The organism is Variovorax flavidus, assembly GCF_030317145.1.
GTDB lineage: Bacteria > Pseudomonadota > Gammaproteobacteria > Burkholderiales > Burkholderiaceae_C > Variovorax > Variovorax flavidus.
On sequence record NZ_JASZYE010000004.1, the window covers coordinates 243948 to 268282 of the forward strand.

At 63.0% G+C, this 24335-nt stretch carries 20 protein-coding genes; 5 read left to right on the forward strand and 15 right to left on the reverse strand.

Annotated elements, in window-relative coordinates:
• Positions 1-30: 30 nt before the first annotated feature.
• Complete coding sequence (locus QTH90_RS21030; RefSeq protein ID WP_286666512.1) at positions 31-3486, forward strand: phage tail protein; 3456 nt, start codon at positions 31-33, stop codon at positions 3484-3486.
• Between the two features lie 23 nt (positions 3487-3509).
• Here QTH90_RS21030 and QTH90_RS21035 read toward each other — a convergent pair whose 3' ends face one another.
• The 12 genes from QTH90_RS21035 to QTH90_RS21090 all read right to left on the reverse strand — a co-directional run bounded on the left by QTH90_RS21035 (position 3510) and on the right by QTH90_RS21090 (position 15862).
• A complete protein-coding gene (locus QTH90_RS21035; protein ID WP_286666513.1) occupies positions 3510-4292 on the reverse strand; it encodes a response regulator transcription factor in 783 nt (260 codons plus the stop codon).
• 807 nt (positions 4293-5099) lie between these two features.
• Positions 5100-5255 carry a hypothetical protein gene (locus QTH90_RS21040; RefSeq protein WP_286666514.1) on the reverse strand — a complete coding sequence of 52 codons (156 nt, stop codon included), beginning with the start codon at positions 5253-5255 and terminating at the stop codon, positions 5100-5102.
• Positions 5256-5452: 197 nt separating this feature from the next.
• Complete coding sequence (locus tag QTH90_RS21045; protein ID WP_286666515.1) at positions 5453-6442, reverse strand: hypothetical protein; 990 nt, start codon at positions 6440-6442, stop codon at positions 5453-5455.
• Positions 6439-7590 (reverse strand): toll/interleukin-1 receptor domain-containing protein, encoded by a 1152-nt coding sequence (locus QTH90_RS21050; RefSeq protein WP_286666516.1) that lies wholly within the window; start codon positions 7588-7590, stop codon positions 6439-6441. The genes QTH90_RS21045 and QTH90_RS21050 overlap by 4 nt, the downstream gene beginning before the upstream one ends.
• Before the next feature lie 22 nt (positions 7591-7612).
• Complete coding sequence (locus QTH90_RS21055) at positions 7613-9154, reverse strand: FAD-dependent oxidoreductase (RefSeq protein WP_286666517.1); 1542 nt, start codon at positions 9152-9154, stop codon at positions 7613-7615.
• A gap of 2 nt (positions 9155-9156) precedes the next feature.
• On the reverse strand, positions 9157-9615 hold the full coding sequence (locus QTH90_RS21060; RefSeq protein ID WP_286666518.1) for a hypothetical protein: 459 nt from the start codon (positions 9613-9615) through the stop codon (positions 9157-9159).
• A gap of 328 nt (positions 9616-9943) precedes the next feature.
• A complete protein-coding gene (locus QTH90_RS21065) occupies positions 9944-10603 on the reverse strand; it encodes a toll/interleukin-1 receptor domain-containing protein (RefSeq protein WP_286666519.1) in 660 nt (219 codons plus the stop codon).
• A gap of 143 nt (positions 10604-10746) precedes the next feature.
• Positions 10747-11685, reverse strand: coding sequence for a hypothetical protein (locus QTH90_RS21070; RefSeq protein WP_286666520.1), 939 nt, complete (start codon positions 11683-11685; stop codon positions 10747-10749).
• Positions 11686-11696: 11 nt separating this feature from the next.
• Entirely contained in the window at positions 11697-12992 is a 1296-nt protein-coding gene (locus tag QTH90_RS21075; protein ID WP_286666521.1) for a toll/interleukin-1 receptor domain-containing protein, read from the reverse strand.
• 264 nt (positions 12993-13256) lie between these two features.
• Positions 13257-13733, reverse strand: coding sequence for a hypothetical protein (locus QTH90_RS21080; RefSeq protein WP_286666522.1), 477 nt, complete (start codon positions 13731-13733; stop codon positions 13257-13259).
• A gap of 115 nt (positions 13734-13848) precedes the next feature.
• Complete coding sequence (locus tag QTH90_RS21085) at positions 13849-15273, reverse strand: hypothetical protein (RefSeq protein WP_286666523.1); 1425 nt, start codon at positions 15271-15273, stop codon at positions 13849-13851.
• Positions 15274-15373: 100 nt separating this feature from the next.
• Positions 15374-15862, reverse strand: a complete 489-nt coding sequence (locus tag QTH90_RS21090; protein ID WP_286666524.1) for a hypothetical protein — start codon at positions 15860-15862, stop codon at positions 15374-15376.
• A 1846-nt stretch (positions 15863-17708) separates the two neighbouring features.
• On the opposite strand from QTH90_RS21090, the gene QTH90_RS21095 reads away from it, so the two are divergent.
• The 3 genes from QTH90_RS21095 to QTH90_RS21105 all read left to right on the forward strand — a co-directional run bounded on the left by QTH90_RS21095 (position 17709) and on the right by QTH90_RS21105 (position 20596).
• Positions 17709-18959, forward strand: a complete 1251-nt coding sequence (locus tag QTH90_RS21095; RefSeq protein WP_286666525.1) for a hypothetical protein — start codon at positions 17709-17711, stop codon at positions 18957-18959.
• A gap of 687 nt (positions 18960-19646) precedes the next feature.
• Positions 19647-20105: a hypothetical protein gene (locus tag QTH90_RS21100; protein ID WP_286666527.1), complete on the forward strand. Its 459-nt coding sequence runs from the start codon at positions 19647-19649 to the stop codon at positions 20103-20105.
• A 50-nt stretch (positions 20106-20155) separates the two neighbouring features.
• Entirely contained in the window at positions 20156-20596 is a 441-nt protein-coding gene (locus QTH90_RS21105) for a hypothetical protein (protein ID WP_286666528.1), read from the forward strand.
• Here QTH90_RS21105 and QTH90_RS21110 read toward each other — a convergent pair.
• Together QTH90_RS21110 and QTH90_RS21115 are read right to left on the reverse strand one after the other, a co-directional pair.
• Positions 20577-21206: a hypothetical protein gene (locus QTH90_RS21110; RefSeq protein WP_286666529.1), complete on the reverse strand. Its 630-nt coding sequence runs from the start codon at positions 21204-21206 to the stop codon at positions 20577-20579. The genes QTH90_RS21105 and QTH90_RS21110 overlap by 20 nt on opposite strands.
• A 12-nt stretch (positions 21207-21218) precedes the next feature.
• Positions 21219-22400: an EVE domain-containing protein gene (locus QTH90_RS21115; protein ID WP_286666530.1), complete on the reverse strand. Its 1182-nt coding sequence runs from the start codon at positions 22398-22400 to the stop codon at positions 21219-21221.
• A gap of 144 nt (positions 22401-22544) precedes the next feature.
• Here QTH90_RS21115 and QTH90_RS21120 point away from each other — a divergent pair, with 144 nt between their 5' ends.
• A complete protein-coding gene (locus QTH90_RS21120) occupies positions 22545-23930 on the forward strand; it encodes a serine/threonine-protein kinase (RefSeq protein ID WP_286666531.1) in 1386 nt (461 codons plus the stop codon).
• 15 nt (positions 23931-23945) lie between these two features.
• Here QTH90_RS21120 and QTH90_RS21125 read toward each other — a convergent pair whose 3' ends face one another.
• A complete protein-coding gene (locus QTH90_RS21125) occupies positions 23946-24284 on the reverse strand; it encodes a hypothetical protein (RefSeq protein WP_286666532.1) in 339 nt (112 codons plus the stop codon).
• Positions 24285-24335: the final 51 nt, after the last annotated feature.

Consider the following 24335-nt stretch of genomic DNA (forward strand, 5'->3'; position numbering starts at 1 on the left):
TCCCGGGACCGGATCAACGACCGGCTTGCCGTGCCCGCCCGCAGCGCCGTTCGCCAGACAGCCGCACCGACGCGGCGCGCCGCTTCGGCCGTGGCGGCGGCGCGGGGCAAGGCCGTGGCCGCGCCCCATTCGACGCAGGTCCTGCGCAGCCGCCTGGGCAATGACATGGCGCAGGCCGTCGTCGAGCGCCTGAGGTCTGCGGCCGTCCAGCGACCGGCGGCGAACGCCGCGGCAGCGCCGGTCAATGCGGCGAAGTTGGTCACGCCAGCCGCCGCCGCGCCTGAACGCGCACCGGCCGCGCCCTCGCCGGAAGAGGCCGTCGCGCCCGTCGTCACCGCGGTCCACCAGCGCGCCACTACCGCCTCTCGGCACGGCCCGCCGGCCGCGGCCATTGCGTCCGCGCAGGCGGCCGCGGTGCAGCCGCTCACCGAGCAGACGCGCGCTGCCGCCACGCAGACGGTCGGTGCGATGGACGCCGTCCAGCTGGAGGCGCTGCGCCGCGGCGCGTTCAAGGGGCAGCTGCGCCAGGCCATCCGCGACGCGACCCCGCAACCCAAGACACCGTCCGAGGCGGAGGCCATCATGGAAGGCGGCGCCCGGCAGGCCAGCGGCGTCCTGCGCGGCCAGCTCACCGAGCAGCGCAGCGCCGCTGCCGGCCCGATGGCCTCGGCCGCCGCGGCCGAATCGCCGGCCTCTGCCCAGGCGGTGCCGCCCGCCACGGCGCTCCGCGTGGAGCCCCTGGGGGCGCGTCCCGGCGCCGTGCCTGCCGGGCCCGTGGTGCCGGCGCCGCTGTCGCCGCAGCAGCTTGACTACCGCGCTGACCGCGCGCCCGCCGACGCAGCCTTGGCCCAGGCCGGCGTTTCGCCTGATCGTTTGAGCGGCGCATCCGACCCGGTCTTCGCGCCGGCGGCCGACGCGCGCGGCGCGGCCGAGCGGCATGAGGCCTCGGCACAGGCCCGCTATCGCGCTGGCGAGGCCAAGGAGCACGCCGCCGCGCGCGCAGGCGCCGAGCTGGTGATCGCCCGCGGGCTCGACGGGCTGCACGCGGCGCGGCTGGGCAAGCTGGCGCAGGTGGGCGGGCGCCAGCAAGGCGTCGTGGACAAGGACGCCGAGCGCCGCCGCCAGGTCGCCGCCGAGATCACCGCGATCAAGGATTCCACGAAGAACGACGTGGCGCTGATCCTGGCGGCGCTGGAGTCCGAGTCGGTGCGGCTGTTCGAGGACGGCCTGAAGGCGGCCGAGGCCGAGTACGAGGCCGCGTTCGAGGACGCCAAGGGTGGCCTCGGCACCTGGCTGACCACCTGGGCCGAAGACTGGGAGGCACACATCGCCCAGGCCCTGGCGGTCGCGCGCGAGCGCTACCTGGCGCGGGTGGACGTCGCGATCGAGACGGTGGCGGATGTCGTGGATGCCAAGGTCCGGGAGGCGAAGCGGCGGGTGGCGCTCGGCCGCAAGACCGTGGACGAGCGGATCGCCGGCCTGGACGCGCACCTGCGCGAGGCGGGGCTTCAGGCGCGCGATGCCGTGGCGGGCGACTTCGACGCGATGAACGCGCAGATCGACGAGCGCCGCGACGGGCTCGTGGCGCAGTTGACGCAGCGCTACAAGGACTCGTGCGAGCGCATGTCAGCCCGCGAGCAGGAGCTGCGGGACGCCAACAAGACCTTGTGGCAGCGCGCGCTCGACGCCACCGTCGGCGTGGTGAAGCAGATCCTCGCCTTCAAGGCGATGCTGAGCGCCCTGCTCGGCCGGGCGGCGGGCGTGGTGGAGGACATCGTCGCGGACCCGATCGGCTTCCTCGGGAATCTCGTCGCCGGCGTGATGGCGGGGCTCAAGGGCTTTGTCGCGAACCTGGCGTCCCACCTCAAGAAGGGGCTGATGGACTGGCTGTTCGGCGCGCTCGCCGGGGCCGGCCTGACGATGCCCGAGACCTTCGACCTGAAGGGCGTGGTGAGCCTGGTGCTGCAGTTCCTGGGGCTGACCTACGCGAACTTCCGGGCCCGCGCCGTGGCCCTCATCGGGGAGCCGGTCGTGCAGGCGCTGGAGCAGGCGGCGGAAGTGTTCAAGGTGCTGGTCACCGAAGGGGTCGGCGGCCTGTGGCGCTTTATCAAGGAGAAGGTGGCCGAACTCAAGTCCATGGTGCTGGACGGGATCGTTGACTTCATCCGCGAGAAGGTGATCGTGGCAGGGGTGACGTGGATCATCGGGCTGTTGAATCCGGCCTCGGCCTTCTTCAAGGCCTGCAAGGCGATCTACGACATCGGGGTGTTCTTCGTCCAGCGCGGGCAGCAGCTCGCGACGCTGGTGAGCGCGGTGGTGGCGTCCATGGCCGCGATCGCGAAGGGGAACCTGTCGGCAGCGGCAGCCTTCGTCGAGAACGCGCTGGCCCGCGCGGTGCCCGTGGCCATCGGCTTCCTCGCGGGACTGCTGGGACTGAGTGATCCGTCCAAGCCGGTTCAGGCGCTGATGAAGAAGGCTCAGGCGCCGGTCAACAAGGCCATCGATGGGGTGATTCGCGGGGCTGTTGGGTTGGTGAAGGCGGCGGGGAGGGTGGTGTTGGGGAAGAAAGACGAGAGAGACGAGCCCCAGCAGGATGATCCCCAGAAGGCCGCCAAGATTGCTGCAGGTCTTGCCGACCTTGATGCGGATGAAGGGCGGATTCTAAAAGGGGGAGGCATCACCCTAGCGGACGCGCAAATCGTCGCTCGGCGTATCAAACGAGCACATCCGGTATTCACTAGCATCGTCGTGGTCGATGCCGGAGATCGGCTGGCGTATCGGTACACTGCTAGTCCACCCGTTGTCCGAGAGTCCGTGCATAAGCGATCGGATTTGCGGCTCGAGCTGGTGAAGATCGAAGTAAAAGCAGGCATTGGAGCGCGAGCGCTTTCTGCGAATACGAGGATGCCATTGATAGCTCCTCGCAAGCCCGAGACTCACTCGTGGGAGGCGTTTGAACTCGGCGCAAAGAGTCTGGCGTTCGACACGCTTATCCGACAGCTCATTGCTAAGGACAGCGAATGGTCGAAGGCTGGTCTTATCAAGTCCGGGAAAAGACCGAGCCTGAAAGACATTCCACTCGATCGCAAGGAAATTGCAGATGCCATGCCAGGGAAGAACCAGCCGGCTCAGTACTTCTACCGGTCGTTGCTGAAGTTCGAAGGGAAGGTTGTTGGCTCTTCGAAACCGGATCTGATTGCGCTTACCTCGGATGAAATTATTCCCGTGGAAGTCACGCTGCGGAGCGACTGGTCGCTTGAGCATGTATCGAGTGCGGAGCGTGGGCGTCGCATGCATAAGCAATCGCAGGCGATGAACCTGATGGCCAATTTACAGCCGTTCCTCAAGGAGCATCCGCAGGTAAAGGTCCGGCTTGTGTTCATCTCCGATCGGGAGCCCGACGAGAGGGCCGTGGCGGTCGTTGAGGAGTTGGCGAATAAGACCTATCGCGGGCAGATTTCAAAGATTCATTGGCTTCACTTCTGAAGTCAAGACGCACCGTTTCTTGCTCAGTCAGGAGACTTGGCGAGCTGCACCTGCGGGGTCATCGGAGCGTTCGCAATCCATGGCATCTCCCTCACCTTCCTCATCGCCTGCGCCCGGCGCGGCAGCTCGAGCTTTTCGAGAACGTGATGCACGTGGTGCTTCACCGTGGCGATGCTGAGCGTCAGCTCGCGGGCGATCTCCTTGTTGGACATGCCGCGGCCGATCAGCTGCAGCACCTCGCCCTCGCGGCGCGTCAATGCCACGCCAGGATCCACGCGGTCAGCAGCAAGGTCGTGACGAAAGAGCGCCCGAAGGAGCCCTCCCGAAATCTCTGCCGGACAGAGCAAGCGTCCCGCCTCCACGTCCAGCAGGGCGCCGCACAAGGCGTCGACCGTCGCGTCCCTCGGCACATACCCCTTGAAGCCTGCGCGCCCACACCGGATGACGTCATGTCGCTGCTCATTCAGGCCGAGCGCGACAAAGGCGATCTTCGGGTGCTCGCAAGCCAGCGTTCGGACCTCGTCCAGGTCCACGCCCAGGGTCACGTCCATCAGGACCACGTCCACCGTTTCAGAGGCGAGGATTTCCCTGAGCCCCGCTAGATCGCGCACGGTCGCGAGCAGAGAAATCTCGGAGTGGCACGACAGACAATGGGACAGCCCGTCCGCGAGAAGACGGATAGGCGTGACGACGACAAGTTGCATAACGTCTCTCCGGCGCCGCGCGGCGCTAGCCTCAAATGTTCGCAGAAGAGCAACGGCTTGGCCCGTCAATTCATTGGATGCGACCTTGGCTATCACGGTCATCACCACTTTGTATGAGGCTTGTTGACGATTGAATCGATCGGATCTGTCGCGATGACGGAATGAATTGCCTCGGCGGACCTGCGCCACCCGGACGCCAAGCGCATGCGGCAAGTAGTGCTGCCGGTGATGCCGGCCGCACTACTTGCTTCTGTCACGTCGCGGAAACGCCATGACTTGAAGCTGTACTTACGCACACCGCCCTCGTCGACTGCGCACTCAAGTAGCCGCAGCCCGGCATCACAGCGTGAGTACGCCGAGCGACTCGCAACCGCTGCACACCTGCCGGACACCGGTCGATGCTGACGGGCTGAGATGGGCCCTGACGTCCAGTTGGGCGGCTAAGAAAGCGGTCGTTCAACCCTGCGATAGCGGTGTGGCCGCAGGGACGCAGCCGAGCTACGACTGCAATACCTTCGGACCGGTCGTTGAATCTGGGGAATTCTTCGCCCATGGACGACAGGATTCGGCCTCACAGCGTGAGTTCGACGAGCAACCCGCAAGACCGCAGACGCTGCAGAGCCAAAATTCAGGCGAAGAAATCGGAGGATGGCAACGGGCCCGGAAGTGCGATCGACAGGCCGTCGGGCGGAATGCCGTTCTGCAGCGTTTGCGGTCCTTGACTGCCCCGGGGTGAATTCACGCTGTGAGGCCGACACCGGTCGCTCAACAGCGATGGACGCCCCGGTATCAACCGCCGGTCCCGAGGCATTGCAGTCATAGCCCCCTGCCCTTTGGCGACCGTGCCATGGAAGTATCGAACGTCCGCTGTCTTCGCCGTCGAAATGGAAGTTTGGGCCCGTTGCAGTCCTACGTCAAAGGGATCCCGCAGCCCAAAAGCAGCCGTTGAACGTTTGAGTTCAGCGGATAGCAAAAGAGCGTATTTTTGACAGTCCACTGGAACGGTTTGTTGGGCGGCATTGCTTTGTCGGCGGCGGTCGCGCTGTGTTCGACGGCAGGCTTCATGCCCCGCATTCTCGCCGTCCACTCTTCAACAACGTGGCAGTACCTTCGTCACTGATCGACCGAAGGAGGTGCAGTGTGAGGATAGCCCTTGCCGTACGTGTCGCCCAACGAGCCCATGAGGGCCCAGCCCACGATGCGCCGGTCAGCGGGTTCTCGTTCACTCATGTGCCCTGAGTCGCCGGGCGGACCCGTGCGGATCATTGAGCCCGAAAACGCAGCAGCAGATAGCGGATCAGAAGCGAGGTGGCATCGACGACGCTGTCTTCGGTCGCCAGCCTCTTCAACAGCGGCAAGTCGCCGCCAGCGACTTGCTCGAACGCTTCGCGGTTTCGTCCGAGTTCCGCGAGGCCAGACTCATAGCGATCGGCGTCGTCATGCTCGCTCCTCGGTACCCGCTCGTCGACAGCGAGAAGTCCCAGCGCGATCGCGATGTCGCGCGCGCTGCCTCCGAAGCCACCGAGCACGGCGACCGGCTTGCGCTGCTGCAGGCTGAACAGCGCCTCCTGCGTGAGACCGGACATTTCCCCTGCGAAGCCGCTGAAGCGACCGCCTACGACGATGCGCGCATCGCACATCCTGGTCATCGCATCCCGCATACGTTCGAAGCTGAGCGCGGGGTGACTAACGTTCGTCCCCAGGAGGCGATAGGCGTGTGTGGCGCACAATTCGGACGCGCTAGAAAACGTCTCGCGTTCCGGGCCGTCGATGTCGGCAGCCGGATGCGGCTTCAGCACGAATCTTGGCCGCCCCATGTCGTCGCCGATGTAGGCAGCGATGAAGGCGACACGCTCACTGTCCATTAGCCAGGCCTCGCCATACGGCGCCAGGGCCCGCAGATGATTGAGCACCTTGGCCGGCTCCGTCCTCTGAACGAAGCGGTGCTGCGCGATGAAGTGCGCGAAGGGCCGGAGCCCCGGTTCCACATCGAGCCGCCGGTAGGCTTCCCCGAGCACGCTGACGATCTCCAGCGTGTAGTTGCGGCGCATTCCTTGCGGGATCTCGATTCGGCCACCATAGGCGATTCGGGCGCCGTCGCTGACGAGGGGCGTCAGCACGGCTTCGAGCACGCGATCCAACTGGTCCGGTGGGAACCCGAGCCGTGCGGTGTCGTCGGCCTCCGAAATGGAGATGGCGACGAGACGGTCGGCGAGGCGGCTACCGATCGCGGAATTGCGGGCGGGGTTCATGCGATGGCCTGGCTCAGGGTGCGAAGGTCGATGAACGGGAAGGCCCGGCTCAGCAACTGGATCTCCTCTGTGCTGAGCGGGGGGTCCGGGTAGAGCACTCTTCGGCTTCGACCTGGCAGGCTCGCTGCGATCAGCGCGAGATCGCTCAACTCGGGCGGCCTGGTCAGCAGGCTGTCGTCCTCCTGCGCAATGCGGCCGGCAAGGCGGCGCCAGAGTTGGATGCGCAGCGATTCGCTGAGCAAGGCCTGGATCAAGACTTCCACCGATTCGTTCGACAGCGACTCGGGTGCGTCGTTAAGCCGGATCGTCGGTACGTTGCCGATGTAAGGAAAGCTGCGTTCGATGCGCCCACGACTCAAATCCGCGACGACCACGGGCCGGCCAAGTTCCTTCGCGCACAGCATCTCCCACCGGCACCATGGCCGCGCGTGATAGGTATCCGTCACCAGCGCCAGCAAGCTGGCGCGGCCGATTGACTCTTCGAAGCGTTTCGGGTATTCGTCTCCCGGGATCAGGCTCGCCTTGTCGAAGAAGCATTGCGGCCCGAGGCTTTCCATCACATCGCGCAATTGCCGGGCGATTTTTTCGGCGGCATCCAGCCCGTCGCGCTTGGCATGCGAGATGAACACCGCATGGCCGGCGCCGGCCGCGTGCCGGTTGCCTTCCGGGTCCAGCATCACGAGTATGGCATTCAGCAGGCTGACGAAAAGCTGTCGGGTGCCCTCCTCGTTGGGCGCCCCGCTGAGCACGTGTTTCGGCATCTCATGCAGTTCGCGGAAGTGCGCGGCGCCCGCATCGCCAAAGGCGATCGGGATGACCGTGCTCGCGGCCTCGTTACCCGCGTACCGAGACATGACGTTCGCCAGGTACGGCCCCCAACGCTCTCGATGGTCCATCATGTCGACGTCCTGCAGGACGACAACGACGTTCCACTCCGCGCGACCGAAGTCGATGCAGCGTGGGTTGGCATCGAGCAGCCCGTCCTGGGGGCCATCCCAAGTCGCTGATCGCCGATGCACCGGCACGCTGAATCGCAATCCTTCGCGCTGCATGCCGATACCGTCGAAGGCCTTCGAAAGCGCTTCGCACCACAGCGGCGTCACGTCATGGTCCGGATTGAAGACGATGTAGATCCGCAACACATCCATCAATGGCTCCTGTCGATCCTTCTCAGCGCGAGGTGACGAACGGCAACGGCACCTGCGCAATGGCAGTGCGCTGGCCGCTATCGCGAGGGCTGAGCTGGATCAACTGGTTGGCGCCGACGGCTTGTTGATCTAAGCCAAGGCGCACGACGACGCGGTCGAAACCGCAGGTCTGGACGTTCCCGTTCGCTTCGCGGATGTCCACCTGGTAGGGCAGCCCTGATACACCACGGCCGCGCTGCAGCGCGCCGGCGGCTTCCGACCCGAAGTAGAGCCGGTATTCGACAGTGCGATTCCAGCCCGCCTCGCCGTTGGCGATCGCCGTCTTGCCTGCCTCGTCGATCAGGTGCACCACGAATCGGTTCAGCAGATAGGCTTTGCCGAAGTGCGCATCGCGGACGAAATGTTGAACGCAGCCGTTCCCCGTCCGCAACTGCCGCACCAAGCTGTCGCGAAGCGCACGATTGGAGGCAAGGGCCGCCGCCACGTCGCGGCTGGCGGCGTCCACTTCGGCGAAAACGTCCTGGCCGAGTGTCCACGTGCCGATCAGGCGGCTCTGCTGCTCGATCGTCAGCAGCGCGCCTTCGTGCCGGGCGAGTAGCTTCCTGACCACAGCGTCCTTGCGGAGCACTGCGAGCAGTTGCAGCGGATGCTCGAACTGAGTCAGCAAGCGCAGCACGTCCTGCAACGCGCCGTCACCCCCGCCGAAGACGCCGACCCTGAGGTCGGCGAACGCCGGGTCCTTCAGGTCGTCGACTTCCCAGAAGCGTCTTCCGCTTACCGTCGACGGGCTTCCCGCGGCGGGTGGCAGCGAGGTGTTCTCCTGGCCCATGCCGGCCGCGAGCACGACGTAATCGGGCGTATAGCCTGCCAATGGTGCGGCGCCCGGCGGGTTGGCCGGATCCGCACTTCCGCGCGTCAAGGAGAGGGGCGGCATCGGCCGCTGCGGCAGCCCCGCCATCCAGCGCCAGAAGTTCAAGGTGGAAGCGTGGACGAACCGGCGAACGAACGTTTTCACTTCGGCCTTGTCGACGTCGAACCACAACGCAGGTGCGGTGCCACGCAGCGCATGTCGTGCCTGGCGCAGCCAGTCGAGGAATTGCGTGGCCATGGCCGCCGCGCTCACCGGCTGGTCGTCGCCCCACGTCGGCGTGAGGGGTGGGGCCGTGCCGAGATGTCGGCCGGGATCGGGCGGATAGTTCTGGTCGTCGTGGAACACGCTCGGCCATTCGTAGAGGAACGGTCCGACGAATCGGGTCGTGACGCCCGACTGCAAGTGCAGCGGATTCGCGTCGGCCTCAACAACGGCGACCTCCAGCCCCGCCTGGGCGGCCTCGATAGCGAAGGCGGCGCCGGCGACGCCGGCGCCCACCACCAACACACGAACGGCGTCAGAGTCGAATCGCTTCAGGTCGCGCGCGAGCAATTGGGCGCGCACGATCTGGTCGCGCATGCTGACATGCGCGAGGCGACTCGAGAGATCGAAGGTTCGCGACGCGCACTTCAACGACAGCAGCGACAGGCTGTCGACGACGATTGGTTTGACGGTGGGCATGACGGCAGCCATGGTCACTCCGGCAGCATGTGCACGAGCGTGGACTCGAAATCTTCCGGCGACAAAGCAAATAGCACCGGATGGGCGAGGACTTCAGGAAATCGCCGCGGGCTGGAGGCCGGGCCGTCGTCGTTCGGCGTGAGTCCACCACCGCCGTCGTCACCACCGCGTCCGAGCGTCGCCGCGTAGGCCGGTGCCGTCACCCATGTGTTCGTCGACACACCACCCGCCTGCTCGGCAGGCGACAGATCTTGAATCAGCCCGAGCGCGCGCAACTGCTCAAGAACCTCCTTGACGTCACGGCAGTCGATCGACATCACTTCCCCTACATCGGCGCAGACGTCACAGGTCGTCCAACTCCCCACTTCGACCTGCGCCCTCACGCGCAGCAGATCGAGGATCAGCCCCGCCAGAAGCCGGCGCCCCTCCGCTCCCGGGGCCGTCATCGCTTGCGCCGATCTGCCGTCTGACATACCGTACCTCCGAAGAGCGCAGATTCTGCCCAATCCGACACAGCCGCACCCCCATTTTTGGGGATGAACCCGCTGCGACGGCTCGGGCGAGTCGCTGCACCGTCAAGGCTCCGACTCAGACCGTCGAACGCGTCCCGAAGGAACCTGGTGGTCAGCTTCTTGCGCCCCGGCACGCTGCCGCGCGCGCGGATTTCGCCGCGTAGTGAAATCGCTGCGACGCTTGATGCGGTCCTCGCCGTGAATGCTTTTCACGATGGAGAGCCAAACCTCGCCGGTGCCCGAGCCGAACAGGGCACGCATGGGAACGAGAGCGCGGGAGTTCCGTAATCTACTGCTTCGGCTTCCAAGGGCCCTGCTGTGCGCCCGGGCGTTCCGGCGGCGGCGCCAGGTTCCACAACCGCAACCAGGCGGTTCCGATCTCGGCCCACCTGGACATGATGTCGACGAAATCCGTCGGCGCCGCGGCAAGGCCCTTCTGCAGGCGATTGCCGTAAGCGGCCGTGGCGACCTGGTCGGCATAATCGAACATCGGTGGACGCTTTGCGTCAACGAAGACCAACTCGACGCCACCAAGCGGTTCGGTCGATCGCTGCTCCTTCGAGATGAACTCCGCCAGATAGCCGGCCCGCCCCGCCAGCGGCACCTTGGGGTAGATACGCAGGTACTCGATGCCCTGGGCGTTGCGTTCGGCGGCGTCGTCGATCGGATAGATGAACACGCGTCCGCGAAAGCCGTCGAAGTAGCCGAGTTCCCACGGCATCCAGCTCGACCGTCGCGAGTTGGCGGTGATCACGTACAGTAGCGACGAGCAATCGCGCATTGCGCGCCTGAGCGACTCCGCGGTGTCGGCGGTCACATCGGTCGGACGTATCGCTGGCAGGACGTCGATGTCGAGGGAGACGCTGAAGCCTTGCGCGACCAGTTCTTCCTTGATCAGACGTACCTGCTTCTTGTCGCGTGAGGAGTGTGAGAGAAAGATGTCTCGCATCGATCGCCCGCTACTGTGGTTGCAAGAAGTCATCGCCAAGCTCCACATACCGCCTTGCGGTAGTCGGCGCTGCGAGTCTTGACTTGTCTTCAGGCCGGTCCGGGTGTCCCGCTAGGCCACCCACAAGCTGGCACAACGCCTCGCTATCGGCCATGGCCCTGCTGCGCGGCGCGCGATTGGGCCCACCGACCAAGACCCAGCGCCACTAGAGCCGCGATTTCCGCCGGGCGGTGGGTCATCGAAAGCTGCAGGTTCTCGGCCTCATCCAGCCCGTTGTTCAACCGCCGCCAACCGTCGGAACTGATCAGGGCACGCAGTTCGTCCAGCCCTGCCATTGCCGACTGATCCAGAGGAGGATCGCTGCCGTGCCGCGGACAAAGACCAGCGCAGCGGCCATCGATCGCACCAGTGATGTCCAGCGTCACTCCCCCCAAGCCTGACGCGAGATAGAGCGGCTGCGCTGCCCGCAGCGCCAGCAGCGCCTCCTGCAGCACACCGGGCATCGGTCCGGTGTAACCCTGGCGCTTGCCGCCGAGGAGCAGGCGGGCCGATGTCTGGCCGGTCATGTAGGTGCGAAGCGCGCTCAATCCCTGCGCCAACACGGCCTTGTCACTGGGATACGGCTCACCTTCGGTCAGGCGGTTCGCGCTCCAACCGACGATGACTCGGCCATCCAAGTCGAGGCAGCGCATCTCTCCGTACACGCCAAGTTGGCTATTCGTCGCGTTCAGCTCTTCCAGGCTGCGGTGTCGGTGCTCTTGCCAGGCCAGGCATACCAAGAGCGCGGGCCCGCGGTGGCCTGCGTTGAACAACCCGGCTTGGGCGTATCGATGCAACTCCCCGATCAAGAACTCGGTGTAGCCGCCCGGGACGAGATGACCGCCGTACGCCAGTGTGCCGCCACCGACGAGCACGATGCGAGCCAACTCACGCAGGGCGAGGTTGAAATGCGATGACAGCAGACCCAAGCGCCTGAGATCCGCGCTGTCGGAAACGGAGATGCCCACCCGCTGGCCCGAGAGCGCGTTCGCAGGCAGAAGGCTCGACGAGAAGGCCGGTGTGAATGCCGATCCGCTGTTCATCCTTGCGCTCCTCAGGCGCCGCGGGCCGAGAGCAGGCGCGGGGTGGTGAGGTCCAGCGCACTGTGACCCGCAAGGGAGGCGATCTGCTGCAGCACGTTTCGCTCGTCGGCACCGAGCGGCGGGTCCGGATGCAGGACGTGCAGGTCCCCATCTGGCCCGCTCGCCGACGCGCGCATTGCTGTCACCTCGGGCAGCCACGCGGTGAACGTGCTCGGCTCGGGTGCGTGCGGCGCCCACCAGTAGCGCTTCAGATCGGTATGCTCGGCGGCGAGCTCGCGCTGTCGCAGCCACAGCACACGGTGCAGCCAGGCGTCGGCCAGCAGGTTTACGGCACGCCGGATGCATGCCACCGACCAATGATCGGGCGTATCTCGATGCACCGGGATCCGCGGCATATGGTCCATCAGGAACGAGCCGCGCACCTCGCCCTGCGTCAAGGCCTCGAGCACGACTACCGGCATGCCATTGACCTTCGCCGTCAGCATCTCGCGCTGGCACCATTCGCGCGTCGCGTAGAGATCGGTGCGCAGTGCGAGAAGCGCGCTGGCACCTGCCTTCTGCCGCAAGGCCCGGTTCCAGTCCTCTCCGGGTTGCAGGTCGTGCGCGTCGAAGAACGCGCTGACCCGGCTGTTGTCGAAGACTTCGCGCACCTGTTGCAGCAGGCTGCCCACAGGCTCGTCCGGCGAGCCTTGTCGCTTGGTATGGCTGATGAAGACGCACAGCCGCTCCCCACGCTGCGGGCTGATCCACTGCGCGAGCCCCTGCGCTAGGTCGCGGTGACGCAGTTCGTCTATCGGCTCTTTCGATGTCGAATGGGCGTCAGGCTCGCCCAGATACTGGTGCCCCGACAAAAGATTGCCCAGGCGCCCGCTTGGCTGTACGCCGGCGAGGCGCAGCGGGAAGATGCAGACATGTACCGGGTTCAGGCGCCTAGCATCGACGATGTCGCCGAGGTAGGCATGCCAGGGGCCATCGGCATCCTCGACCGCGCGAGCAAGTTGCAGGCCGACGATCGGCACGACGGCCGTGAAGAGCGCCGGAGCGACGTTGCCGGCAGCCGGCGCCGAACCGGGCCAGACGATCGGGCGTGGGGAGGCGTCCCCGTTTTCCCAAGGCGCGCTGCGTACGTAGACCTCGACCGCGCCGCTCAGCAGACTCCCGAACGCGCCGCCCTGAAAGTGCTCAGCCAGATCGAGCGCGATCGCTTCGGCGTTCTGCACTTCTTGCGGATGCCAGACCACATAAACCTCGAGCACGGGAGCGAGCATGACGGTTTCTTCGATCTCGAGAATGCCGATCGCGAGCATGCCGGGTCGGTCTCCGGAACGCAAGTGTTCGTCACGCAATGCGCCGAGGACCCCGCCGGCGCCATCAACTGGAATCGCATCCATTGAACTCAGCAAATGGCAGCCCAGAGGTCCTGAGTAGGACTGCAGCGCCCGCGCCCTAAAGCCCTCCGGCCGGCGCCTCGAACGTGGCCTAGGGTCGATCCGCGCCCCCATCGGCCGCGTACGCAAACGATGACAACCGGCGCCATGCCCCGTGCTGCAGGCAGCGCCAACATCCGAAAATCAGTCCTGCTCAAGCTTCGTCAGGTCCTCGACGTCGGCGAGGTCCGAAAGCAGCCCGGCGTAGTGCGTCAGCACCACCTGAAGCTCGGCCAATTCGGCTCGGAAGCGCTCGCGCTGCTTCGAATCGTCGAACGCGCCGGCGAGCGAGGGCTTGTGCCAATAGGCGGTGAACGGCCGCACCTTCTGGTTCAGCACGACGATCGCGATCTTGGCGAACTTGTCGGCATGGCGCCGGCCGGGTTCCTTCAGGATCTCGCGCGTGATCGCGAACAGGCTATGCACCGATGCGAGCGCGGCCGCTTCGTCACCGTGTTCGGCCGGCAGCGCCTGGGTCGTAATGCGCGTCAGCAGCTCGACGTACATCGACCACGCGGCGTCCCGGTCCTGGTCGTTGGCCTGGAACTCGGCGTCGAGGAAGCCGGCGCTGATCTTCAGCTTGGTCAGGCTCCACTTGTCGAGTAGTTCACGCAGCTTCATCGCGCAGCCCTCCAGTGTACTGAAGCAAATTCAGTATATATAGTATCGACGCCATGCGGTGCGTCGGGCCCGCTTTGCGGGCGGGGCTGCTTGCGCGATATGGTCACGATCTGCCTCATCGATCCAGCCCCGCAGCCTGAGAATCCAGGAACTCGAACGTCAGCGGTGCCCGCTCGAGTTCGGCGCGCAACTGGGCGACGAGATCACGCTCCGCTCCGAGCGCCCCCGTGGTCAGGCGTGAACGCCACACACCCGGACTGCGGGGCCGCGCACGCGTGAGCAGGTCGCGTGCGGCCTGGCTGGTGGGGTGAAGCCGAACGCGCAAGGTTCGCACGCCTCGACCCAGACCGTGGTCGACGTAGCGCACGAAGCAGGCCTCGACCAAGGGATTGATTTCGGCCAACCTACCGCGACGGGCCAGCAGAAGGCCGAGGTAGGCAAGGTCCTCGGGCGCTTTGCACCCCAGGCCGGCCGGGGTCATGGTCTCTTCCACAAGCGTCACGATGTCCAGCTCGACCGGCGATGGAGCGAAAAGCCAATCCCTGACCAGCGCTTCCTCGAAGCCGAGCATGAACTCGAGCGCGGCACGCACGGGGTTGGGATCGACGTCCCGGGGATGAAAGCTGCTGCTCAATACGTCTTGGTAGGCACTCCACAGGCGCGGGGGACTGACCTGCACGAAAGGATGCTCCCCGGCCAGCAGGCGGGCTCGGTCCCGCGCAAAGCCGAGCGTGGCCTGTTCGTAGGTCTCCTGCATCACGCGCGCAGCCTCCGCGTCGGGGACCAGCGGCGAAGCGGCGCGCTCGGGCATGTACAGAGGGCGATCGCCGGCAAGAGCTTCGAGATCGACAAACACGTTGCGCCCGAAGCCTCTGCCGCCGGCGTCCCTGGCAGACACCAGGGTTTCGGCGACGCACCAGGCGCGACTGGCATATTGGTCGCCGCCGAAACGCAGCGCCACGAGCGTGGCGCTGTCGATCAGCGTGTCGAGCTGTCGCAGCGTCGTTTGCAACTGGCCCCGCTCATTGTCGGACTGCGGCGCCTGTGGCACGGAACAGTAGTCGATCCAGACGCCGATGCGTGTGGCCAGCCACGCCGCAAAGGCATCGCTCCGTGGGCCGAGTTCGCCCGCCATACGGTCAATCTCGGCGCGCCGCAGCTGCCCTGGCATGAGGGCAGCTTCCATCGGTTCGAGATCGAGAATGCGCAACGCGATGGTGAGGGCCTGAAGGGAGCCCTCGATGGCCAAGTCGGGCATGAAGATGTCGCGCTCGTCCTTCCGCAGGAATGCCACACCTACCCAACGCGCGATCAGGCGGACGAGCTTCTGCAGGGCGCGCAGCTGCCTCGCTTGAGGGTCGGGGTGATCACACGCCTCCCAGCGGTGGGAGATGAACAGGACACACAGCGGTGGTCGATCCCGCTCGAACCAATGCGCGACGTCGCGAAACTGCTGATGTCGAGCGAGGCGCTCGAGCCCGAAGAAGTCGGCTGCCGACGCGATTCGAAACTGCTTGGTCAGATCGGATCCGATCGTCACTGTAGACACCTCTTCGAGCTAGCGCGCAGCAAATTGAAACCAACGCAATCTGGGGAGCGGACGCTGGGTCACGAACGTCGGACGAATGTACACCTCGCCATCATCGGAGGTTCGCTCTTTCAGGCAAAGGACTCGCCGGCTTCCCCCAGCTATCGCCCGGAGGGACGCATCTCGGACTGGCAGAGTCTCGGGTACCTGCCCACCAACTCGTGGGCCCGCGACTCACCGGGAGCGCGATCCCGTGAGCCTGTCGCAGTGTTGATGCTGGTAGCAGTGCGAGCATGGCCAGGCGCGGCGCCAGGAAGCTGCCGGTGGCCATGCGATCCTTGCCGTATGCCTTATCATCGTCGTAAGCCGCATCGATGTGCCGCATGGTCAGCTTCATAGGTGTACCAAGAAGCTGATGCTCGCGACGCATGATGCGATAGGCTTGTTTGAAGATGCGGCGCACAAACTTCCGCAAACCAAACGTGTATCGATGGATGGTGCTCGCATGCGCGTCGAAGTCGATGTCGACCACGCCCAAGACAACCGCAATGTCATCTAATAGGCCGCGAAACGCTGGATCGTCGAACGCATCGGGAAGCATCACAATCGGCTCCGACAGCAGCCTAGGCTATCTCTCGCAGCACGCACCATGCCAACGACATTGCGCTCCTGCGGTGACAGCCGAAGGATGATCGGTCTTAGGAAGCTCGTGGCCGACGCGAGGAGCAGCATACCGAGGAGCAACCAAGCCACACACGCCCAGATGATGGCAGCGGCCACTCGATTGCTGGTCGCCGCTCCGAGAATGAGGCCAGCAGCGCAGGCAAGTAGGAGAGCGGTTCGTTCCAAATCTATGTTCCAGAAAAGGCGTTTGGTGAAGGTCGGCTGAAGTCAGAACGCACCTTCAGCACGCCAAGCGCAGCAAATTGAGGGTGCATGACGAACTTACGGTTTTGGCCGCTTGGCGTCCTAGCCCCGATTCTTCAGGAGCTTGACGCACGTTGCAGTTGCCTCGCCTAGATTCGTTGGCACCTTTGGTACTGGTGGACGAAGGGCGTCATCGAGACAGTTGCGTATTGCGGTGGCATTGCACCGAGACGACCCGCAAGAGCCGGAGGCGTTGCTAGCCCATGCGGCTCTCTCAGAAGAACTTGCGCCAGGCCAAACAGAAGCGGGGTCTTGCGCATTGAGCGGCGCTGCATGTGCACTGGTGACTAGCAGCACAAGCAACAAACACGTCGAAGAAAGGCGTGCAAGCATGATCTTCCTTTTCGTTTGAGCCTAGACGATTGGGTCACCATTCTCCCGAATTGAGAACGCCCGCTGGCAGTCGGCTCCTGGCCGGGACTGCCTGTTCGTCAAATTCGCCGTTAGCGGTCCTCGGCCAACCGAGCGATCACGCCGAAGGTCAGCTACCAGGCACGGCCGCGAATAGGTTCTCGCGGCCATCAGCCGACGCTGTCGATGTCGTCAAGAAGGGGCAAGCGGTAGGGTCGGTGGCGACGCTTGTGCTCGAGGAATTGGGTATTCACGCAAAGCCCGCGTGAGCCTATTTATCCCAGACAAGATCATCCCTGCGACCACGCTCACGCAACACGTGAGCCGCACGTAATACAAGTCGAAGCCCCCAATGGCTCGTGGGCGCCCAGGTACTTTGTTTGCCCTGAAGTAACCGCGTCAAAACAAGTCCAAAGTCTTCGCCACGTCGACTGACCGCAACCAGCCAGTCTGGAGAGCAAACGTAGAGGTCGAGTCCGCGAACTTCGTCTGCAATCTAGCTCTGACCGGACAGTCGACCCAGCAGTTCGGATCGCCTGCTCCGTGCCCTGAACGGTTATGGGCAGGGCAAAGAGGCAGGCGCTCGGGAACCAAGATCGCCTTGATCTGTGATCTCCGTGAAATGACCCGAGTCGCGCCCTACTGAACAAGAAATCCCCAATCAAGAGGACGCACTCGAGAGACGGCGGGGATAAAAGTGCACGCAGCCAAGCGGTAGCGCTGGGATGCTATGCCTCATCGGACCAGACCCTGGAGGTTGCTATGAAAGTCGTGGAACTCCGTACCACGCAATTGACGGTACTCGCGATCGCCGGCCTCGTTGGCCCGGGTGGGGCTTTCGCGGGGCCTCTCGACGCGGCGCTTCCGGAGACGTACTGCGCAGGTTTCCAGAAGATTGACACGACAAACCCTGTCTCTGGTTGTGCGCAAACTGGAATGCGGGCCAATACAAGACCTGGATGCCGAGGGGCACATTCGTTGAATTGTGCGAGCTGATCTACCGCACGCCAAGGATTCGTTCTATGACAAGCCCTCATGTCCCAACTGAACCGCCTAGCCAAGAACCACAACGCGCAAGTTCGGATTTGCTCAGTGGCGTCACCCGACTGGCCGCAATCGCAGGAGCCTTAGTCGCGGTTGGCCAGTCGGCCTCCACGTGGATCGACGGCATGTTCAAGGCGGATGCGGAGCGAGAGAGGACCCAGCGCGAGATCGCCCTTGCCGACATAAAAGAACGCAGCGCTTTGGCCGAGAGCTACCTTAAGCTCATCCTAGCGAAGGACACGCCAAACGATGGCCGTGCCATCCTCTACAGCGCCTTAGGCCAACTCAAAGGGCACCCGCTGCAAAACTGGGCACAGCACCGCTATGAACAGTACGTCAAGTTCAATACCGACCTGGCCGATGCCTACAAGGCCAGAGTGGATGCAACGCAGGTGGCGGATGAAGCCGACGGCCAGATCCGTGCACTGGAAGCAGACATCCAGACACTGAACGTGCAGATCTTGCTGGCGATGGACAATCCACCGGTGGCGGCCAGCTTGCAGAAGCAGAGAATCGAGAAGTCGGGCGCCTTGGCGCGGGCTCAGGCTGCGCGCTCGGTAGCTAAGCTGACTGTTCAAGCTGCGGTGGTCACAATAGATCGAAGCAGTCAAATTGATCCGGCCATTCGCGCCGCTTCGGCACAGCCAAGCCCAGCAGCGGCTATTCGCTCTATTACGGAGCGCGTGGATGCTCAATTTCTGATGAGGTATTTTCCGCCGCAAGCGCAGGCCAATGTGGCAGTCAACGCACCGTTTCTTCGGGCCGCCTTGCAGGAATTCAGTATTTCCGATGCACGCATGGTGGCCGCGATCGTTGCCACCATCGTTGTGGAGACGCCGCTCTTTGAGATCTATGAGGAACCGGAGTCCATGGCCCAGCGCTATGAGGGCAAGCTTGGCAACGTGAACGCTGGCGACGGCGTGAAGTTTCGGGGACGTGGCTCATTGGGACTGACCGGCCGGTCGAACTATGCGCGGACCAGCGAACGCCTGGGCTTAGGCACTCGTCTTATCGATTCACCTGACGACGCTAAAAGTCCAGAAGTTGCCTCCCGAATTTTGGTCTCCTGGTTCGCTGACCGAGACGCGCGCTTTTCGCAGGCCCTCCAGAACGACGATGTGGCTAGCGCTCGTCGGCTGATATCCGGAGGAACACGACAAGTCGAACGGTTCGAAACCGTATACCGCAAAGTTTTGGCAGGCCTGTCAGAAGGTACGACAGGGACTCCAGCGCCCGTTCCCAAAACAGGGCCGGTCGCCATGGGAACAGTTCCAGCCCGCCCCTTAACTACGACGGCTCCCGCATCGAGCACTCCGTCGCCCCTCCGGTCCAGTACGCCAACCACCAAAGAACAAAGCTCCACGGCCGCGAACTGATACGTCCCGAAGGCTTGCACGAGCTTAGCGACAAAGCGAACGTGCCTTAAGGTGGCATGCGCTTCCGTGATGCTCTACTTCTTGCAAGGATGGCATTTTCCTCCCCGTCGTTCCCGAAGCATCGACCACTGCACGTTGGAGCCGTGCCCAGTGCAATGTTTGACCAGGGCTGAGACTTACCGCTTTGCAGCGTAAGCAGACTTCCAGGGAGGCAAGCACGGAAGACTGCAAGCTGGCGCTCTACGGACATTTAGTGGCGTTCAGCGCCGGGCCCAAGCCCGCATGATTTCTTTGACCATCACATTCTCCAGATCCGGAAATATCGGAGCAGGCGTCAGCTGCGCCAGCGTCCCGCATGTCGTCAGGAGATGTCCGTTCTACGTCCGGGCAAATGCTGGGAAGCCTTCATACCACCGCGCATATTCTTCGTCGGGTGGCGATCCGTTCGCAATCTCGATGGCCGGCTTGATGTAGCTTCGGATTGCGCGCTGACCCGTTCGCCACGGTGAAAGCGATGCTGGTCGAGCGGCGAAGAATGGAGAGCGAGTTCCTACAAGGGATGCTGGAAGACTTCCGGGAAAGGATGCGAATGCTCCGGGTGATGGGCGACGACCTCGATGCATCAATTCAGAGGTCCCACGGGCATGTCAAAGACATTCTCCAGTCTTTCGACCAAAGGCGGACGCAATGACGACGCGAATCTCTTCCGTTGCATTGCACGAAAGCGCACATGCAGTGATCGCATGGATTTTTCGAGCCACCGTGAACCGGATCGAAGTCGGCGCGAATCCGTGCTGCATCTATTCCAAAGACCTGATGGCGGTAGAGGTCCACGATCCGGAGGAGCTGGTCCACGTGATGCGCGAGCGGCTGATCCTGATTGCCCTCGCCGGCGATGCCGGAGAAGGCATTCCGCATAGGGGCCACGGCCCGGACCATGCGCGAGCGTGGGGGTTGATCACCGAAGACACGCCGGGGTTCTATGCGAGGGCTCGGCTCGACTGGCTTATGTGGCTTTCGAGAGAACTGGTGGAACGCCACCGCGAAGCGGTCAACCGTGTGGCAGTCGCGCTCGATGTCCGTGGTTCGCTGAACCGGGGCGAGTTCCTCAAACTTGTTGCATCGGATCAACATCGGTCGACTTAGCCGGCACTCGGCGCACGGTCCAGGTGGCCACCGCCACTTAGACTGGCTCCATGCACATTCTCGGCCCCGGCAGACCCGCGTTCCTTGAGTTCCTCCGAAACCTGACACCGATGGTGCTCTTGGCGTCGATCGCGTTCGTCACGTGGGCACAACTTGATTTCCGCGTCGATCTCGACAACTGGAAGACCACGATGGTGTTCTGGATCTGCTTCATCACCGCCGCGCTATCCATCGCCGCGAACATGATTGGCTTTCTGGAGAAAGCTGTCGCGTTCCCGTTGGGACTAGAACGGGGGATTCGAAGGCTCCGTTTTCGCGGGCATTCGGACCCGCTCCTTGTCGGCGCCCTATTCAAGATGGCATTGCGTGCGAAGCCTGCCGTGGTTGCCGAAGCGGTCATCGCAGTCGTCGTTATCTACGGCGCGATGATCGCTTCCATCATGTCAGCCAGCAGTGTCGCGCTGACGGCGCTCAAGAACGGCGTGAGGTAGCCAACTTCTCTCGGCTCGCCGCCGGCTTGTTGAAGAGTTCGTCAAATGCTTCCTCTGCAAGCTGCCGCACAGGTCGAGAGCTTCCTCGCATCGGATGAACGAGAACTAGCCATTGGTACCCTGAGTAAGGCTCTTGGTTCACGTTTATGCCGCTTGCTCCGCCTGGCTCAAGCTTGAGGCAATGAGGCCAGTAGTCCTCGTGATACTGCTTCCCGGGGTTCTTCAGTCTGTAGGCATCTGCGCGCTCGTGGTAGGTCGAGTGATAGCGCGAATTTGACAAATGACTCATGACCCGTTGGCGAGTCTTGGTGCATTCGCCGCGGTAGACAGCTCGAAGATCGGGCGTGTGCAGGCGGCAAGTGTTCTCTTGGACCGGATAGTTGGTCAGAAGTATGTAGAAGCCCTCGCTGCTGACAATCTTGTCAATGTCTGAATCACTGGTGATTTCATGGCGCTTTAGAGGCGACCCGATGTTGACGGAGGATGCCTCTGGAACTCTTTCTCCTTCGTAGATTCTCCGGAATGCAGCCTTGAAGTCATCTTTGATGCGATTGCCGACTACTTGCGTTGCATGGTTCAAGTCATGCTTCATCTTCACAACGTCATACACGCGGAACTTCTCCTAGTTTCTGGTTCCGGGGATTCGGACCTTCTTCATGATCCCCCGCAGCGCATCCCGCCGGTTCCCGTGATGGGCTTCGCGGTGGTGGAGCGGGCACAGACAGATCGCGTTCTCAATGACGTCCTCTCCACCTTCCGCAAGCGGGTCAATGTGGTGGACCTCGCAAAATTCTTCGCCACCATCGGTGGAAAAAGATGGTGTCGTACAACCGGGAATCTCGCATTTTCGTTTCGCTCGCTCTTGAGCGATCGCGACGACCAGCGTATTCCGGATGAACTCTTGCCTCTCGACGGTTGTGGTCTTGGGCAGCTTCAAATATGCGCCTTGCTTGGTAGCGGTCTCGTACTTCTCCATCAGCGCTTCAAGCGAGCCGACGGCAGGCCGGGTGTTGGGTTGTGGCTGGGCTACAGGCGGCGGTGCATCTTCAGAGAGGTGTATTCCCAGTCGAGCGAGCTCGTCCCTCAGTGCCCGTCCGTCAATATGCCTGGTTGTCTCGTCATAGAACCGATGCCACACCTCACGGTCGATATCCGCATTCGACGGAAAGCCGTCCCGATCGTCCGTCGGATCGAGCGCACGAAAGTTCATCAGTTTGTTGTAGACCCCGGTGATGGCTCTACCAATGGCGAGAGATACCTTTGAGACTGGAGAGCCGGGAAGCTTTGAAACCTCTCGACCTTTGGTGACGTCAAACGCCCACAGGGCCGCGACCGCCTCGGTCCACGTCCAATCGACTCCAGTGCGCTGCCAAAGGATCGCAATCCGAGCGGCGTGGTCATCATCAAGCGGAAAGTTCGTGCCTTGCGCCATCTTGAATATGCGCAGTTCTCGCAGCACAGGGTCGCTCTTTAGCCACTCGCGCTTCAGTACTTGCCGGGAGCTAGCAATCCTAAGGACGATGAGGGAAACCCGGTTCTCGTTGTCCGGGCTCGGCTCCTTCCAGAACGGAGCCGCCTCCGGTTCGGACGGCATTGGCGCCACCGGAGATGCAACCCGGCATTCGGCGACGATGCCCGAAGCCTCCTTGTCCTTGCCCGCAGACCGCCATATGTAGACGGTGTCGCCCACTGCGATCTTGTTCGCTTGCTGCCGAACTACCCACGTGATGGTCCCGAGATCCGCCCGGAGATACCCATCAAGATCGAACTTTTCGGGGTTGCCCTGAAAGATCCATGCCGCCATGTCCTGCTCCTCTTTTGGGCCGTGAGCATAGCGAAAATGATGCCCCCTAACCGTGAGGAAGTGGCTTCGACAAACTCAAGCTAGCATCCTTAATTGGCTTCGCGCTGCCAAGGGGCTTGCGAACCGCACCAAGAGGGGAAATAGATGTTTGAGACTGGTACTTTGGTCGACGGCCGCTTTCTGGTGGAGGGCCTCTGTAGTTCGGCTGGAGGCATGGGGACCATTCTGTTTGTGCGCGATGCTCAAGCTCCTGAGCAGCGCCTGGTACTGAAGTATTGCTCGCACCACGCCGAGGAGGTGAAAAATCGGTTCCGGCGCGAAGTTCGCGTGATGCAGACCCTGCGCGGCAATCCTCATGTCGCTCCCATCAAGCATGCGAACCTTGATCATGTGCCGCCGTACTTTGTCATGCCCTACTTCGAGCGGGGCGATCTCACCCAACTCATTCCAAGGCTGCGGAGCAACCTGGCGGAGGCCGAGTTTTGCTTTAACCGGATGATCGACTGCATCGAGCAGCTTCACAGCCAAGGCATCTTTCATAGAGACATCAAACCGCAGAACTTTCTTGTTGGCAACGGAACGATAGTGGTGTCCGACCTTGGTCTTTGCACAGAGCATGGCTCTGCGACTGCGATGACCCGCTCATCCCAATACGGCGGAACTCCGGGGTTCATGCCGCCGGAGTTTTGGAACGGGGGCTTCAAATCCGCTGACGCGCAGAGCGACATATTCATGCTGGGGGTCAGCATCCTCAACATACTGGCTGACGCTGAGTCGCCAGGCGATGCATCGGACTACATTCCTCCACCTCTTTTGGTTGTCATTGAGCGAGCATGTTCACCTGATCGGACTAGGCGCTATTCGTCGCTCGCGGCGCTTAGACAAAGTCTGACTCTCGCGTTTGATACCGTGCTGAATAGGACCTCTGGTACCGGCGGGGTTTTAGGCGCACAGCAAGCCATCGTGGACAGGTGGAAGTCGACCAGATCCTCGGATGTGAACGAGGTAGAAGTCTTTCTACGCGAACTCGAAGCGCTCCAGCCCAATGATCAACAGCGCGTGTGCAAGGACCTGCCGACCGACTTCTTTCAAGCGTTGGCGAGTACGCCTTTGCCACAGGGATGGCTCGGTGCCTTCCTCCGTTCTTATATGAACATGGCTAGCGAGGACGAGCACGGTTGGAGTTTCGCCGAGGTGATTGCCTCGAACATGTCCTTGATCTTTTATTCCCCGCATTCAACTGCGGAAGAAAAGGCGGAGGCGCTGAGGACGGCGATCGTTTCCGCAGAGCGACAATCTCGGTTCGCCGCGATGGATACGTGTAAGGCCATGATCGCTTCGGTTGTGGACCAAGAGCTATCGCAAAGAGTAGTGGATGTGATGTTGGAAGAGTCCGCCTCTTTTTTGCGAAACGTGGATCCGCTTGCCTGCAAGTCCGGGATCATTCGCCAGCTCGTCGCACAACTCAACGCGGATTCAGTTTCAGGCACTGGAAGAAACCAACCCGGTTCCAACCCGTTTTTGGATTGACCGTACGCTCGGTGGCTAGCGTCTCTTCGATAGCAAGAACACGTCCCATTGTTGGAGGGTCCACACGCGAGAGGGTGGCGGCGCCCGCTCGAAGCCGAGGAACCGGATCTCATCGTCGACCACATCGGTGACCTTTGGGTCGTACAGGACCGGCGACTCAACCGGCAAGCCGTTCGGGCTTTCCATCTGCAGGAGGTGGAGGAACATGACGCTGCGGCCATCGAACTCGCGCCGCCCGGTTTCCAACTCGCCGATCAGGTCAACCTGTTTTCGAAACCTCGCTATCCAGGCGCCCTGATTTCTTCTCAGTTCGACCCGGACGCGCATGCACTGCCACTGATCGGCCGGAGCCATTCGACAGCCGCCTCTGCTGGCGGCATTGCCCGGAGCCGGTCATCGTGAGCG

Bases quoted from the DNA above. Each gene is read 5' to 3' on its own strand.
- QTH90_RS21070 (WP_286666520.1), bottom strand. From the start codon at position 11,685: ATGAACAGCGGATCGGCATTCACACCGGCCTTCTCGTCGAGCCTTCTG.
- QTH90_RS21035 (WP_286666513.1), bottom strand. From the start codon at position 4,292: ATGACCGTGATAGCCAAGGTCGCATCCAATGAATTGACGGGCCAAGCC.
- QTH90_RS21080 (WP_286666522.1), bottom strand. From the start codon at position 13,733: ATGAAGCTGCGTGAACTACTCGACAAGTGGAGCCTGACCAAGCTGAAG.
- QTH90_RS21075 (WP_286666521.1), bottom strand. From the start codon at position 12,992: ATGCTCGCGATCGGCATTCTCGAGATCGAAGAAACCGTCATGCTCGCT.
- QTH90_RS21095 (WP_286666525.1), top strand. From the start codon at position 17,709: ATGTTCAAGGCGGATGCGGAGCGAGAGAGGACCCAGCGCGAGATCGCC.
- QTH90_RS21105 (WP_286666528.1), top strand. From the start codon at position 20,156: ATGCACATTCTCGGCCCCGGCAGACCCGCGTTCCTTGAGTTCCTCCGA.
- QTH90_RS21045 (WP_286666515.1), bottom strand. From the start codon at position 6,442: ATGAACCCCGCCCGCAATTCCGCGATCGGTAGCCGCCTCGCCGACCGT.
- QTH90_RS21050 (WP_286666516.1), bottom strand. From the start codon at position 7,590: ATGGATGTGTTGCGGATCTACATCGTCTTCAATCCGGACCATGACGTG.
- QTH90_RS21115 (WP_286666530.1), bottom strand. From the start codon at position 22,400: ATGGCGGCATGGATCTTTCAGGGCAACCCCGAAAAGTTCGATCTTGAT.
- QTH90_RS21060 (WP_286666518.1), bottom strand. From the start codon at position 9,615: ATGTCAGACGGCAGATCGGCGCAAGCGATGACGGCCCCGGGAGCGGAG.
- QTH90_RS21125 (WP_286666532.1), bottom strand. From the start codon at position 24,284: ATGGCTCCGGCCGATCAGTGGCAGTGCATGCGCGTCCGGGTCGAACTG.
- QTH90_RS21120 (WP_286666531.1), top strand. From the start codon at position 22,545: ATGTTTGAGACTGGTACTTTGGTCGACGGCCGCTTTCTGGTGGAGGGC.
- QTH90_RS21065 (WP_286666519.1), bottom strand. From the start codon at position 10,603: ATGCGAGACATCTTTCTCTCACACTCCTCACGCGACAAGAAGCAGGTA.
- QTH90_RS21090 (WP_286666524.1), bottom strand. From the start codon at position 15,862: ATGCTTCCCGATGCGTTCGACGATCCAGCGTTTCGCGGCCTATTAGAT.
- QTH90_RS21100 (WP_286666527.1), top strand. From the start codon at position 19,647: ATGACGACGCGAATCTCTTCCGTTGCATTGCACGAAAGCGCACATGCA.
- QTH90_RS21055 (WP_286666517.1), bottom strand. From the start codon at position 9,154: ATGGCTGCCGTCATGCCCACCGTCAAACCAATCGTCGTCGACAGCCTG.
- QTH90_RS21040 (WP_286666514.1), bottom strand. From the start codon at position 5,255: ATGAAGCCTGCCGTCGAACACAGCGCGACCGCCGCCGACAAAGCAATG.